This is a genomic window from Methanolobus vulcani (genome assembly GCF_006546655.1).
Taxonomy (GTDB): Archaea; Halobacteriota; Methanosarcinia; order Methanosarcinales; family Methanosarcinaceae; genus Methanolobus; species Methanolobus vulcani_A.
In genome coordinates this window covers 124,980-137,664 of sequence record NZ_VIAQ01000008.1, presented here as the reverse complement: position 1 = coordinate 137,664, position 12,685 = coordinate 124,980, and the positions used below count along the sequence as shown (strand labels likewise).

The following is a 12,685-nucleotide window of genomic DNA, read 5'->3' as shown; positions in this document are numbered from 1 at the left end:
AGCCGGCAAAACAGCCTACTAGATTACTAATTCAAATCAACATCTTATGCCTGAAAAAACTATTTGCACAATTTAAGAAAGTGTGTCATTGAAAATCACTATTTGCTTTTTCAGCATATTGTTCCAATAATAGCACTTGATTTTGTTCTTCAAATTACCGCATTTTCCCCTCTCGCTGCGGAGAGCAATGTGCATGTGTACTTATGCCTACATCCAGAGATTATCTGTTTTCGTGTGCCATACTCGACTACCTTTCCTTCTTTCATCACTGCGATATTGTCACAGATATAGGCAGCAGCGGCTATATCATGAGTAATGAACAGGAAAGTAACCCCCATTTTCTCATTCATATCAAGAAGGAGATTAAGGATATCCACTCCAATTGAAGCATCAAGCATTGATATGGGTTCATCGGCTATTATAATGTCAGGTTCAGTAACTATAGCCCTGGCGATTGCCACCCTCTGGCGCTGCCCACCACTGAGGGTGTGAGGATATTTATTCAGATATTCATCTGTCGGTGTAAGGCCCACGGATTCAAGAGCCTTGCACACTTTATCGGCATCATATGCTTCTCCATGCTTTATGATACACGGCTCTGCCACAATCTCTTCAATGGTCATTAAATGACTCAAAGAATCATAAGGGTCCTGGAAGATAACCTGAACTACAGGTTTACGAACATCATATTCAGCATTCTTGAGATTTGCAAATGTTATTGTTCCAGAGTCTGGCTTTAAAAGTCCCAGTAACAATTTTGCCAGAGTAGTCTTGCCACATCCACTTTCCCCTATAATGCCAAGTATCTCTCCCTTGTTCAACAAAAGAGAAACTCCATCAAGTGCTACGACATCTGAGCTTTTCCTGGAGAAAAAGTTCTTTTTGAACACTTTGATGAGGTTGTCCATTCTTATAAGTTCTTGCTCATTCATGTCCTTCACCAAAATGACATGCTACTCTTACATTGCCTATGCATTCCGGGGGTCTTTTTGCCTCGCATATGACTGAAGCCCTGTCACACCTTTCCAGAAATTCACATCTGCTATGCTTTATCAGGGTAGACGGTGGTTTTCCGGATATGCCTTTTACTTTCACAGGCTCAGCCATCAAGGGTATCCTAGAAGAAAGAAGTTTTTGCGTATAGGGATGTTTTGGATGATGAATTATTTGTTCCGTACTGCCAACCTCCACGATTCTTCCTCCATACATGATATATATCCTGTCACAAATTCTGGAAATGGTATGCAGGTCATGAGATATTACAAGCATTGAAGTATGTTTTTGCTCTACAACTTCTTTCAGCAAATCAATAATTCTTGACTGTACTGTTGCATCCAGGGCAGTCGTGGGTTCATCTGCGATGATAAGTTCCGGGGAAAGAAGCATAGAAAGTGCTATCATTATTCTCTGGCGCTGCCCTCCACTAAATTCATAGGGAAATGAGTTTGTTCTCGATGGATCAATTGCTACCATTTCCAGTGTTTTGCTGGTCAGCTCAAACATTTGTTGCGCAGGCATTTCCGTATGAGTTTTTATGGTTTCAGTGAACTGTTTTTCAATTTTTATAAGGGGATTGAGCGCGTTCATAGAAGATTGTGGAACAAAACCGATATGCTTGCCACGTAATTTTCGCATTCTTTCCTTGCTGATATTGCTGAGTTCTTCACCCCTGAAACGAATATTTCCATACATTTCCCTGTTTTTGGAATTGATATCAAGAATAGTCATAGCAAGTGTTGATTTACCGGAGCCGGATTCACCAATTAAACCCACGATCTCGCCTTTACCAATATTGAGGGCTACATTCTTTAGAATGTGATGTTTGCCCCCCTTTGTTGAAAAATCTACTGTTAGTCCCTGGACATCAAGTACTGTCATTATTTATCACCTTCCATAGCCTGTCCAATGAAAACAAAGCCCAGAACAAGCATTGTAATGCATATCCCTGCAGGAAGCAGCCACCACATCCAGGCATCGGTAAAGAACACTAAAGGGTATGCAATTGCATATTTTATCATTGTTCCCCAGCTCGGGTACGAAGGATCTCCAAGACCAAGGAATGCAAGTCCTGATTCCGAGAGAATGGCCCGGATAGATTGCATAACAACGGTGGTGATCATGATCGGGTAAAGATCCGGAATTATGTGTTTTTTGATAACGTACCAATCCATGGCTCCGGATACCCTGGCAAAATCAACGTGTCCGGATATCCTTAGTGTCCTTGTCTGTGCTCGTGTGATCCTGGCCCCCACTGGCCAGCCCATGATAGTGAGAATGAATATAATGTTCCATATGCTAGGGCGTAAGTAGGCTGCAAGGATGAGGATGAGTGGCAGGTCAGGTATCATCAGGAATATGTCTACTCCCCGCATCATCACCCTGTCAATTTTGCCGCCAGTGTATCCTGAAAATACCCCTGCAAGAGTACCAATCACCAAAACTCCGAGAGAGACTACAAAAGCAACAGTAAGTGATGTCCTTGCACCGTAGAGTAAATTGCTGAATATGTCCCTGCCTACATCGTCAGTACCCAACAGATGATCTCCGTCAGGAGCAAGTAAAGGGCTGCTTGATACATCCGAAGGGGAATAGGGTGCAAGCATTGGGGCTGCAAAGGCCATTGAAATAAATAAAGATAGCATGATGAGCCCGACAGTTCCTTTTGGACTTTTAATTCCCTCTGAAATTATTCTTTTGTGCATTTTCATCCCTGCCCTGCCCTGCCATCGATATATGAACATGTGATATCTGCAGCATAGTTACAAGCCAGCACGCAAAGTGATATGACTATGAAAGCTCCCTGAAGTACAGGGTAGTCCCTCTCAATAAATGAGCTATAGACAAGCATTCCCATGCCAGGGTATGAAAAAACAGTTTCTATGAACACAGCACCCCCTACCATGAATCCCAGCATAGCAGCTATCTGATTTATCACAGGTGCAATAGAATTGATAAGCACATGTTTTTTGATACTTCTGTCCTTCAGTCCTCTGGCAGTAGCCATAAGGACATAAGGTCTTTCCAGTTGCTGGACACAGACATTCCTCATAAGCAGGTACGTTCCTGGCATTTCGAAAGCCGAAAGACAAAGCATGGGTAATGTTAGATGGGAAAGGATGTCACTTGCGTGATCAAACATGCCTGCATAATCCATGTATGGGGTGAGAGCACCAGACAATGGGAACCACCCCATTCTGTATCCAAATATAAATATCATAATGGCTCCAAGGAAAAATGCAGGCATGGACCTGAATACGGGCACTATCGTAAGCAATGCATTATCGAGTTTACTTCCTCGTTTCCATCCGGATTCAATTCCCAGTACTATGCCAAAAATCGTTGAGAAAACCAATGCTGACCCCATAAGCAGGATTGTCCTGGACAGTCTTCCAAGAATGATATCCATTACCGGAACATTGTATAAAAAGGAATATCCAAAATCAAGGTGTGCAGCATCTGCCAGATAATGTATGAATTGAATGTGAAGTGGGTCGTTGAGGTTATAGTAGTCCATTAGTTTGTACTTTGTCTCTTCGTCCAGAACAACCGGCAAATCTGCATTCTGGCTTCCTGTGATGATGAGCAACGGACCACCTGGCATTATACGTGGAAGAAAAAAATTAATGGCAATGATCAAAAAGAATGTAAAGGCATATTCCATTCCTCTGGACAATATATATCCTGTTTTTTTCCTGTTCATTGCCGTATGTCTCCTTTGCATTTTACAGTTTTTTGTCTCTCCTTAATAAAAAGACACATAAAAGCACAGCTGCCGAACCGAGGATGCCTATGCCATCAGCAGAATTGGTGCTGATGTCTTCTGCAGCTTCCGTACTTTCGCCGTTCCAGGTTCCGTAAATGAAGACAAGCTTGTTACATTCCATAAATGAACCACCGGCTATGCCGTCGGGTGTATAGAAAAAACCGTCAATCGTATCCTGGTTACAGGCACTAAAGAGGTCCTTGTACATTATGGGAATAGTGGGTACTTCATCGGCTATGAGAACTTGCATACGATTCACAAGTTCCTTACGCTTTTCCTCATCTACTGTTACGATTTGCTCTTCTGCAAGAGCCACGAATTCAGAATTGTTCCATCCTGTTATTGAGGGTAGGGGATTCAACATTCTTCCAGGATAATTTGTTGTGCCGTGCATATGAATTGCCAGATCGAAGTTACCTTCGCTAACCAGGCCTTCAACAGTCTGCATATCCCCTGATTTAAGAACTATACCGATTCCAATATCTTCCAGATACGTTTGTACGAGTTCTGCAAGTCTCTGGCTTTGCTGATCAGAAGAATGTAACAACTGGAATTCCAGACGGTTGCCTTCAGCATCAAGTCTGATACCATCCTTATCTCTTTCCTGATAACCAGCTTCGTCAAGCATCTGGTTTGCTTTTTCAGGATCATATGCATATTGCATTACATTTGGGTTATACCATTTAGAGTACGGTGCTACATATCCGGGATTACCGGGAGTTCCTCCTCCGTGCAGCACTCTGCTTTCTATGTCTTCGCAATCAAGGGAATAAGACATGGCTTTGCGTACATCTATATCATTGAGTATGGTATTTGAAGGAATATTGAATCTGAGACGATAAACCCGATATCCCGGGCCACTAATAACTTTTAAATTGTCCGATTCTTCAATAGCCTGTACCTGGTCAAATGTAAGACTGGACTCATCAATTTCCCCGGTTTTCAGAGAAAGCAAAGTATCGGATGTTTGAATATAGATAAGCGTGTCAATGATAGGTTCTCCAAGGAAGTAATCCTTGTTAGCAGAAAACTTGTAGGATTTCTGATCCATATCATAATCTTCAAGAATGAAGGGACCTGTACCAATGGCAGCTTCCTTTTCCGTATATTTCTTCGGGTCGGGGATATCCTTCCATATATGTTCTGGCATGATGGGTATGACACCTGCAACCAATGGAATAAATGCAGCATAAGGCTGGTTAAGTGTTATCAAGACCGTGTGTTCATCAAGAGCTTCAGTACTTTCTATTAAATGTGTATAGTACCAGCTTGCCTCAATGGAAGTGGCCAGAGATTTGTCTTTCATGTAATCGATAGTAAAAACAACATCCTCTGCCGTGAAAGGTTCTCCGTCATGCCATGTGACATTTTCTCTTAGATTAAAGGTCCATTCAATACCATCTTTAGAGCTTTCCCATGACTCAGCAAGTAATCCTATAAATTCCCCATTCTGGTCAGGCCAGACAAGTGTATCGAAACAATTGCTTGTCATTACATAACCTCCCCCTCTTGTATTGAATGCGAGAGGAGAGGGGAATCCTCCGTCCAATGTTGTATATCCGCTCATGGTTGTCGTAAACACTCTTTCCTGCTGCACATCACTGGTTTCTGAAGCTGTTGCCGGTAAGAAGAGTATTGAACTGATAATTAGCACAGATAGTGCTAATGAGATAATTTTTTCAGTTTTTTGCATTTTTATCCTCCTGTAATTACTGAATTTTTCTATTTCATGATTGACTGTATTTCCTTAGTAAGAAAGCAGATGCAAGTACAGCCACCGAACCGAAAATGCCTATACTGTCTGCTGAATTGGTGCTGGTATCTTCTGTAGCTTCAGTACTTTCGCCGTTCCAATTTCCGTAGATGAATGCAAGCTTGTTGTATTCTACCGGTATGCCGCCTGCTATACCCTCAGGTGTATAGAAGAAACCGTCAAATTTTTCCTGATTGCAGGCGCTGTACATGTCCCGGTAAAAGACGGGAATTGTAGGTACATTATCTGCTATGAGGACTTGCATACGATCCACGAGTTCCTTACGCTTTTCCTCATCCATTGTTACCATCTGTTCAGTCGCAAGGGACATGAATTCAGAATTGTTCCATCCAGTTGATGTGGGGAATGAGTTCAGCATATTCCCTGGTTCTGTGGCTGTAGCGTGAGTGTAGATTGCCATTTCAAAATTGCCTGATCCGACCAGACCATCCACTGTCATCCTATCCCCGGGTTTCAGGATGATACCTATGCCAACTTCTTTAAAGTAAGTCTGAATGAGCTCAGCCAGTCTCTGGCTTTGCTGTTCTGTTGGATACAATAACTGGAATTCGAGTCTGTTACCGTCCGGATCAATTCTGATGCCATCCGTATCTTTATTCTGATATCCTGCATCATCAAGCATCTGGTTTGCCTTTTCAGGATCATAGGCATACTTTGTGACACCGGGATAATACCATTTAGAGTAGGGTGGTACATATCCAGGATTGCCCACAACTCCTCCTCCATGAAGCACTCTGCTCATTATATCTTCGCAGTCAAGGGAATAATAGATGGCTTTGCGGACATCAGTATCATTGAGTATCGCATTTGAAGGGATATTAAACCTAAGTCGGTAAACATGATATCCTGGCCCACTGATAACCTTCAGGTTATCTTGGTCAGACAAAGCCTGCACCTGGTCAAACGAAAGACTGGACTCATCGACCTCTCCCGTTTTTAGCGAAAGGATAGGATCAGATGTCTGTACATAGATAAGTGTATCAATGACTGGTTCTCCAAGGAAATAATCTTTGTTGGCAGAGTATTTGTAGGATTTCTGTTCCTTATCATAGTCTTCCAGAATGAAAGGTCCGGTGCCGACAACTGCATCCTCTTCCATGTATGTACTGGGATCAGAGACATCTTTCCATATATGTTCAGGCATGATTGGTATGACATCCAGAACCAGTTGCATGAAAGGGGCATAGGGTTGCTTGAGCGTTATGATAACAGTGTGGTCATCAGGTGCTTTAACGTTGTCTATGATCGCTGTGTTATACCAGCTTGAACCGACTGGACTAACATGGGCTTTTTCTTTCATATAATTAATAGTAAAAACAACATCATTTGCCGTGAAAGGTTCTCCATCGTGCCATGTGACATTTTCTCTTAGATAAAAGGTCCATTCAATACCATCCGCAGAGCTTTCCCACGAATCCGCAAGCAATCCTATGAATTCGCCGTTCTCATCAGGCCATATGAGTGTGTCAAAACAGTAACTCATCATAATGTAACCATCTCCTCTTGGGTAGAATGTAAAAGGGGATGGAAAGCCAGAGTCTGCCGTTGTTAGTTGACTCCAGCTTGATGTAAATACTCTGTTCTGCTTCTCTTCATTCTCTGAGCCCGTTGCCGGCAAGAGGAACACAGAAATGATAAGCATCATTGATAAAAAAAATGAAATGACTTTTTTGTTCAATTTCATCTAGCCACCTCAATTCATATCCTTTTTCTAAATACCAATACTGCAATTATCCCCAGTGCACCAACTAATAATCCAAATCTTGGTAGCTTCATGGAACTTTCTACATCAGATGTAGATTCTTTTTCTGAAGTTGCGGAGTCGATATTTTCTTTGGAGGTAAATGATGATGTTTCACTTTCTTTTGCAGCCATATCTATGACCGCTACATCCTCGGCCTCATCTTCAATGGTATCTTCTTCAGTATCCTTTTCACTGGCAACCGAATCTGCAACTGTAATAGTGCATGTTTTCCAGAGGGTCATTTTCAAGCAGGAACCCTTTGTGTTTTCCGTCTTAAGATACATGTTACCGTAAAGGTCGATGATCTTATCAGGATCCAGGGTTATATCGTTGTTACTGGACATTACCAATGCAGCATCACCTGTATTGAGAACTGTTCCACTACCACTTCCGGCATAGTTTGTGCCGTTCATTACAGCAGGAACCTCAAAACCAGTAACATCGAATGCACCATAGGTACCCCCGCTTTCGATACAGGTGATATCACCCCTCAAGAAGGCATATTTAAAAACCACAAATTCATCAGTCTGACCCATGAATATGGAATCAACATAACAATAGAATACAGGATAATCATCACTGTCCTTGTAGAGATATGTTCTTTGAGGTCTTGTGAGATTTACTTCTGCTGAAATAACATCAGAGTCAATCGTTTCACCATTCTTTTTGAGCTCCACCCAGACCTTGTTGCCTTCCACATCTATTTGTTGTGCTACAAGAGACCATCCACCGGCAAGTTTCCATTCCTCCCCTGTAAACATCTGCTTTTTGTCTTCACTTTTCTGCTCCATCAATATTTTTGCAATCTTATCAGGTTTACATCCATCTGACAAAACTGAAGGATTCTCGGGCATTGCAAGATACATGGAACCAAAGAAACCCATAAGATAGTATTTTTCCAGGTCAACATCATCGACAATATAAGTTGCAGCATCGTCCGAGCCACCTATCTTTCTAGTTTTTAGCTGGGGTTTACTCACATAATAGAGATCATCTTCAACAACTTTATCACCAAGCTGAAAAGTGGATGAAGAATTTGCGCTATTATGAAAATAAAGGACCTCACTCGAAAGACCAGGTTTTATCTGGTACCAGAATCCTGAAAAACTGTTTGCATCCCAATAGAAGTCCCCTGATTTTATAGAAGAATCGGTATTGTCATAAACACTGCTTCTTAATTGATACGTTACATCTGACGCACTTGCAGGTATCAACATAAGAAATGAAACTACAAATATAAGTAGTAATTTTCCTGTTATCTCTTTCATTTAGATTCACCACCAACCGGAGTTTTATCTATCTTCAGTAAATGAAATATGATGATAGCAACGATTGCCTATATTCTAGATTTCTGAAATTAATTTAATCTGTTTTCATCACTGACAGTTCAGTGTCGATAATACGACAAATGAGTTAAATCTCAACGGTTAGAATATAACCGTAGAAATTAGAACGTAATAACTACCTAATAAACATTACGATAAATGATAACACAAAATAGCCAACACTAAATTATACATTATGAATATTAAAATGCACATAATGAAATAAACAAAAATAAATTATTACTTTTGTTACATACACGCATTCAAAAACAGATATAACAAATTAACTCTGTGTCAGTGAGCTATTGACTTCCTTGCTATAGCTTGTAAACTAATTTTTTCGTATCATCAGCACCCAGCATTAATTTCGAAATATTCATTATCAACATTGGGTATTCGTTTTTACATTATTCATTGCAGATTACGATATACAGGTCAGACTAAAACGAGTCCTAACTTTATTTTTATTGTAAACAGATATATAGATTACGATATACAGGTCAGACTAAAACCAGAGTGTTCTCTCACAGCAAATACTGTGATAGATAACAAAAATCGATCCTAAATGAAGTTATTCTCATCAGCTGACAGTCACCTAGGTAATGTTAAACTCATTGGTAATCAGCCTCTGTGTTTTGATTCCTGCACTTATGGCTTTTACAATGTTTTACTTGTTTTGTGACCATATGAATGATTACAGTTAAGAACAAATTTATGTGGCACTCCTTGTTTTAACATATGTAGAGGTGTTTAATAATTTTAAATAGGTCTAACTATCATTGTTAGGCATAGCAAAATTTTAAATATTATACATATAGTATAATGTTTGCTATTATGCAAACAAGCTCATCTCAAATTAAACCAACAAACTCCATAAACAATAACTTCTAGCTTTATAAATTGTATATATTGCATAATAGCCCCCTACATTTATTCTTCTGTACCATAATCTGTCCACAGATTTTCTTGAGAAAGTTAAATACTAGAGGACACTTATTCGTATCAAATTACTGTGATTCTTTCCACATCGTATGGTTGATGAAAGACTTAACATCGTTTAAAGGACTCTTAAACATTGCATGTTTCATGTTGTGCTGGAAAGGAGATGTGAAAGGAGTTTAGAAATCGTTTCTATAAAAACAATAAAAGTAGACTTTACCATATAAGATGCAATGTCACTAATTCAGGCCTTAATTTGAATTTAGTTTTAAACCCAAATCAATATGCACTATATTTGCAAAATTTCACATATAAAGCATTCAAAAAGTAATTTAAGTGACAATTGAGTGCTTGATCACTTTTTATAGAAATTACTAGAAAAAACATATACTTACATATGAAAACTAGAATTGCATAATCATGTTTTAAATATTTAATTCTGTTTTAGGCATCTTCATTTAGTAGATGTGTTTATGATAAAATTTATATTGTTATGAGTAATGCCTTTTGTCATGGATGATAATGATAATAGATTCAGGATGATCAAAAAGGTCATGCTCAATGTCTTCTTTCTGAACATTGCCGTATCCTTTGCAAAGATTGCCTATGGAATGCTAACAAATGTCCTTAGTATGCAGTCTGATGGCTATCATTCTCTTTTTGATGGTATATCCAATATAGTGGGCTTAATTGGAATTCAAATCGCCTCCAAACCCCCTGATAAAGAACATCCTTATGGCCATAGGAAATTTGAGACTGTTGCATCCATCTTCATTGCAGTCATTTTGGGAATAGTAGCATTTGAAATCGTCCATTCGGCTTTCCAGAGATTTGATAATGGAACCAACCCGGAAGTCACAATAATAAGTTTTCTTGTGATGATGGGCACAATGATCGTGAATTTTGCTGTAACAACCTACGAACGCAGAAATGGGGAAGCATTAAATAGTGAGGTGTTACTTGCTGATTCTGCCCATACGAAAAGCGATATATACGTATCTCTGTCGGTATTGATGGGGCTCGTGTTCATTAAAGCTGGTTATCCCATACTGGACCCTATTATCTCAGTTATTGTAGCCATTGTTATTCTGCATGCAGGACTCGAGATAATGTTTAGCAGTGTTTCAATACTCTGCGATGAATCGCGTATCGAGCCTGAAGATATACGAGATATTGTGTGCAGGATAGAAGGAGTGCAGAATTGCCACAATATAAGAAGCAGAGGGCCTGATGGAAATGTTTATGTTGACCTTCATATACAGGTTGATCCTGAAATGCCAACATATAAATCCCACACTATTGCATATATTGTCCAGTATAGCATCAAGGAGAATTTTAAGGGCATCGAGGAAGTACTCGTACATATAGAACCTTCTTGTTCAGTATCGCATCAAGGAGGCACTTTTACACCTAATGCCTACTGAAAGCCATGGTTTTGTAAAATTTCCATTTATTTCTTAAGACAGATATGAAAAGAAATGGTGCAGCATGTTACAGTACAAAATGATGCATTGGATTGGTATTTTTTGAATCATCATGTCATAACTACGCACATATTCCAGAAAGATTTCATTATTCTTTCGTTTACAGTGTTTTTTCCCGGTGAATTCTGTTGTTGGTCCAAATGATGAAGGCTTTAGCATGTCAGATGACTTTATTCCCCTATCAAATTGTGCATGTGCTCTTTTATGGCCAATATCTTTTTCTTAGGGGAAAGGAAGAAGTTCTGGATGTGAGCCATATTTTCTGTCTTATATCAAGATCGTTGAGACCTTTAGAATTGCACCACTTCAGCTTGCGGAGTTGAAGAAAGCTATTGAGAAAATAAAATCAAAAATATCGTGAAAATGCTGGAAATATTAAATCAAAAATCATTGGCTCTGTAGAAAACCTTGTTTGAAAAAAGTATTCAGTACACCAGCCGGGATTCGAACCCGGGTTCGAGCGTTGGCAACGCCCGGTGATAACCGCTACACTACTGGTGTGCTTTTGCTTAGGTGCCCAGACCCGGACTTGAACCGGGGACAACTGCCTCTTCAGGGCAGCGCTCTCCCAACTGAGCTACCTGGGCATGATGACCCGAAGCACCTAAATGCTGCTGTTAGATTTAAACTTAACTGTTGCAGACTGTTTTGGTGGGCCCGCGGAGAGTCGAACTCCGGACCTCCGCCATGTCAAGGCGACGTCATAACCAGCTAGACCACGAGCCCATTATGCAGTTTGCAAATATCTGTAAACACCTTGCTGCTTAAAAGCACTTTAGTGCTATTATCGCATGCCATGGCGCTTATCAGCACCCCACATAATGCATAATAGATAATAAACCTTTTGGGTAAAGTGACTGAACTCCCGATATTATATATAAAGAACGGCATCCATGACCAACACCAACAATAATTCATATCTCCAACTGAACATCTTCTGATGTTAATAGAAAATGTCTGATTCAAAACAAACCAGAATCATTTGAAGAAACCTATTGAAAAATACACCATCAATGGGCGCTTTTGAAAATTAAACATTCAGAAGGATAATTCATATTATACCGGATTAGCCAAATAAGCACCTGCGGCATGTCCATGTAAATGAACATCTATGCCCTGACATTAATTGTGCACTCCAGACTTACAAACACAACGGTTTTAATTGACAGACTATGATTAAAATGTAATTCTTTATACATCATAGAATGTGGCTTCAGTAGAACTTGCATCTATAAAACTATTCGTGTCCCCATTCGGAAGAACCATGAGCAAAACATCCACTGTTCCATTCAATTCATGAGAATCATAAAGATAATATGCACCATTTATACGTGAAACATTCCTTGCAAATATTACAGCATTATTGCGGTCAATTTCAAGCACTTCAAAATCATCGAAATCCGAAAAGAAATTATCAATATCAGGTTCCAAATTATGTGAACCAAAGAGAAATATATACATACTTGAAAACATATCCAGATCATAGGACATGGATATTAGTACATCTGTATCCTGAAATCGCATTGTGACCTGCTTGAAATGAATATATCCTTCTCCATAAGAGATGAGGTCATTGCTGGCCGAAAACCAAAGCAAAGACATGATAAGTGCTATAATCAGAAATGCTGTAAGCTTCATAATATCAAGTCCAGAACA

Annotated in this window: 9 protein-coding genes and 3 tRNA genes; 1 reads left to right on the top strand and 11 read right to left on the bottom strand. The window is 39.7% G+C overall.

Annotated elements, in window-relative coordinates; all coding sequences use genetic code 11:
- Positions 1-149: 149 nt before the first annotated feature.
- Genes FKV42_RS03065 through FKV42_RS03035 form a run of 7 tightly spaced genes read right to left on the bottom strand, consistent with a single transcriptional unit; the run spans position 150 to position 8,549 of the window.
- Positions 150-932: an ABC transporter ATP-binding protein gene (locus tag FKV42_RS03065; protein WP_154808776.1), complete on the bottom strand. Its 783-nt coding sequence runs from the start codon at positions 930-932 to the stop codon at positions 150-152.
- Positions 925-1,878 carry an ABC transporter ATP-binding protein gene (locus tag FKV42_RS03060; RefSeq protein ID WP_154808775.1) on the bottom strand — a complete coding sequence of 318 codons (954 nt, stop codon included), beginning with the start codon at positions 1,876-1,878 and terminating at the stop codon, positions 925-927. Before FKV42_RS03060 ends, FKV42_RS03065 begins: the two co-directional genes overlap by 8 nt.
- Entirely contained in the window at positions 1,878-2,702 is an 825-nt protein-coding gene (locus tag FKV42_RS03055; RefSeq protein ID WP_230375442.1) for an ABC transporter permease, read from the bottom strand. The genes FKV42_RS03060 and FKV42_RS03055 overlap by 1 nt, the downstream gene beginning before the upstream one ends.
- Before the next feature lie 2 nt (positions 2,703-2,704).
- On the bottom strand, positions 2,705-3,700 hold the full coding sequence (locus FKV42_RS03050; RefSeq protein ID WP_154808773.1) for an ABC transporter permease: 996 nt from the start codon (positions 3,698-3,700) through the stop codon (positions 2,705-2,707).
- Positions 3,701-3,722: 22 nt separating this feature from the next.
- Positions 3,723-5,456 (bottom strand): ABC transporter substrate-binding protein, encoded by a 1,734-nt coding sequence (locus FKV42_RS03045; RefSeq protein ID WP_154808772.1) that lies wholly within the window; start codon positions 5,454-5,456, stop codon positions 3,723-3,725.
- A 34-nt stretch (positions 5,457-5,490) separates the two neighbouring features.
- Positions 5,491-7,221: an ABC transporter substrate-binding protein gene (locus FKV42_RS03040; RefSeq protein WP_154808771.1), complete on the bottom strand. Its 1,731-nt coding sequence runs from the start codon at positions 7,219-7,221 to the stop codon at positions 5,491-5,493.
- A 14-nt stretch (positions 7,222-7,235) separates the two neighbouring features.
- Entirely contained in the window at positions 7,236-8,549 is a 1,314-nt protein-coding gene (locus tag FKV42_RS03035) for an S-layer protein domain-containing protein (RefSeq protein ID WP_154808770.1), read from the bottom strand.
- A 1,508-nt stretch (positions 8,550-10,057) separates the two neighbouring features.
- Between FKV42_RS03035 and FKV42_RS03030 the strand changes: the two genes are divergently transcribed.
- Complete coding sequence (locus FKV42_RS03030; protein WP_154808769.1) at positions 10,058-10,969, top strand: cation diffusion facilitator family transporter; 912 nt, start codon at positions 10,058-10,060, stop codon at positions 10,967-10,969.
- Positions 10,970-11,458: 489 nt separating this feature from the next.
- Here the strand turns inward: FKV42_RS03030 and FKV42_RS03025 are convergent.
- The 4 genes from FKV42_RS03025 to FKV42_RS03010 all read right to left on the bottom strand — a co-directional run bounded on the left by FKV42_RS03025 (position 11,459) and on the right by FKV42_RS03010 (position 12,631).
- Positions 11,459-11,530: transfer RNA gene (locus FKV42_RS03025), tRNA-Gly, on the bottom strand.
- A gap of 13 nt (positions 11,531-11,543) precedes the next feature.
- Positions 11,544-11,616 (bottom strand) — tRNA-Phe (locus FKV42_RS03020).
- 62 nt (positions 11,617-11,678) lie between these two features.
- A tRNA-Val gene (locus tag FKV42_RS03015) sits at positions 11,679-11,755 on the bottom strand.
- Between the two features lie 465 nt (positions 11,756-12,220).
- On the bottom strand, positions 12,221-12,631 hold the full coding sequence (locus FKV42_RS03010) for a hypothetical protein (RefSeq protein WP_154808768.1): 411 nt from the start codon (positions 12,629-12,631) through the stop codon (positions 12,221-12,223).
- Positions 12,632-12,685: the final 54 nt, after the last annotated feature.

Excerpts from the sequence above, each read along its gene's own strand:
- FKV42_RS03065 (WP_154808776.1), bottom strand. The coding sequence starts at position 932 with ATGAATGAGCAAGAACTTATAAGAATGGACAACCTCATCAAAGTGTTC.
- FKV42_RS03060 (WP_154808775.1), bottom strand. The coding sequence starts at position 1,878 with ATGACAGTACTTGATGTCCAGGGACTAACAGTAGATTTTTCAACAAAG.
- FKV42_RS03055 (WP_230375442.1), bottom strand. The coding sequence starts at position 2,702 with ATGCACAAAAGAATAATTTCAGAGGGAATTAAAAGTCCAAAAGGAACT.
- FKV42_RS03050 (WP_154808773.1), bottom strand. The coding sequence starts at position 3,700 with ATGAACAGGAAAAAAACAGGATATATATTGTCCAGAGGAATGGAATAT.
- FKV42_RS03045 (WP_154808772.1), bottom strand. The coding sequence starts at position 5,456 with ATGCAAAAAACTGAAAAAATTATCTCATTAGCACTATCTGTGCTAATT.
- FKV42_RS03040 (WP_154808771.1), bottom strand. The coding sequence starts at position 7,221 with ATGAAATTGAACAAAAAAGTCATTTCATTTTTTTTATCAATGATGCTT.
- FKV42_RS03035 (WP_154808770.1), bottom strand. The coding sequence starts at position 8,549 with ATGAAAGAGATAACAGGAAAATTACTACTTATATTTGTAGTTTCATTT.
- FKV42_RS03030 (WP_154808769.1), top strand. The coding sequence starts at position 10,058 with ATGGATGATAATGATAATAGATTCAGGATGATCAAAAAGGTCATGCTC.
- FKV42_RS03010 (WP_154808768.1), bottom strand. The coding sequence starts at position 12,631 with ATGTCTTTGCTTTGGTTTTCGGCCAGCAATGACCTCATCTCTTATGGA.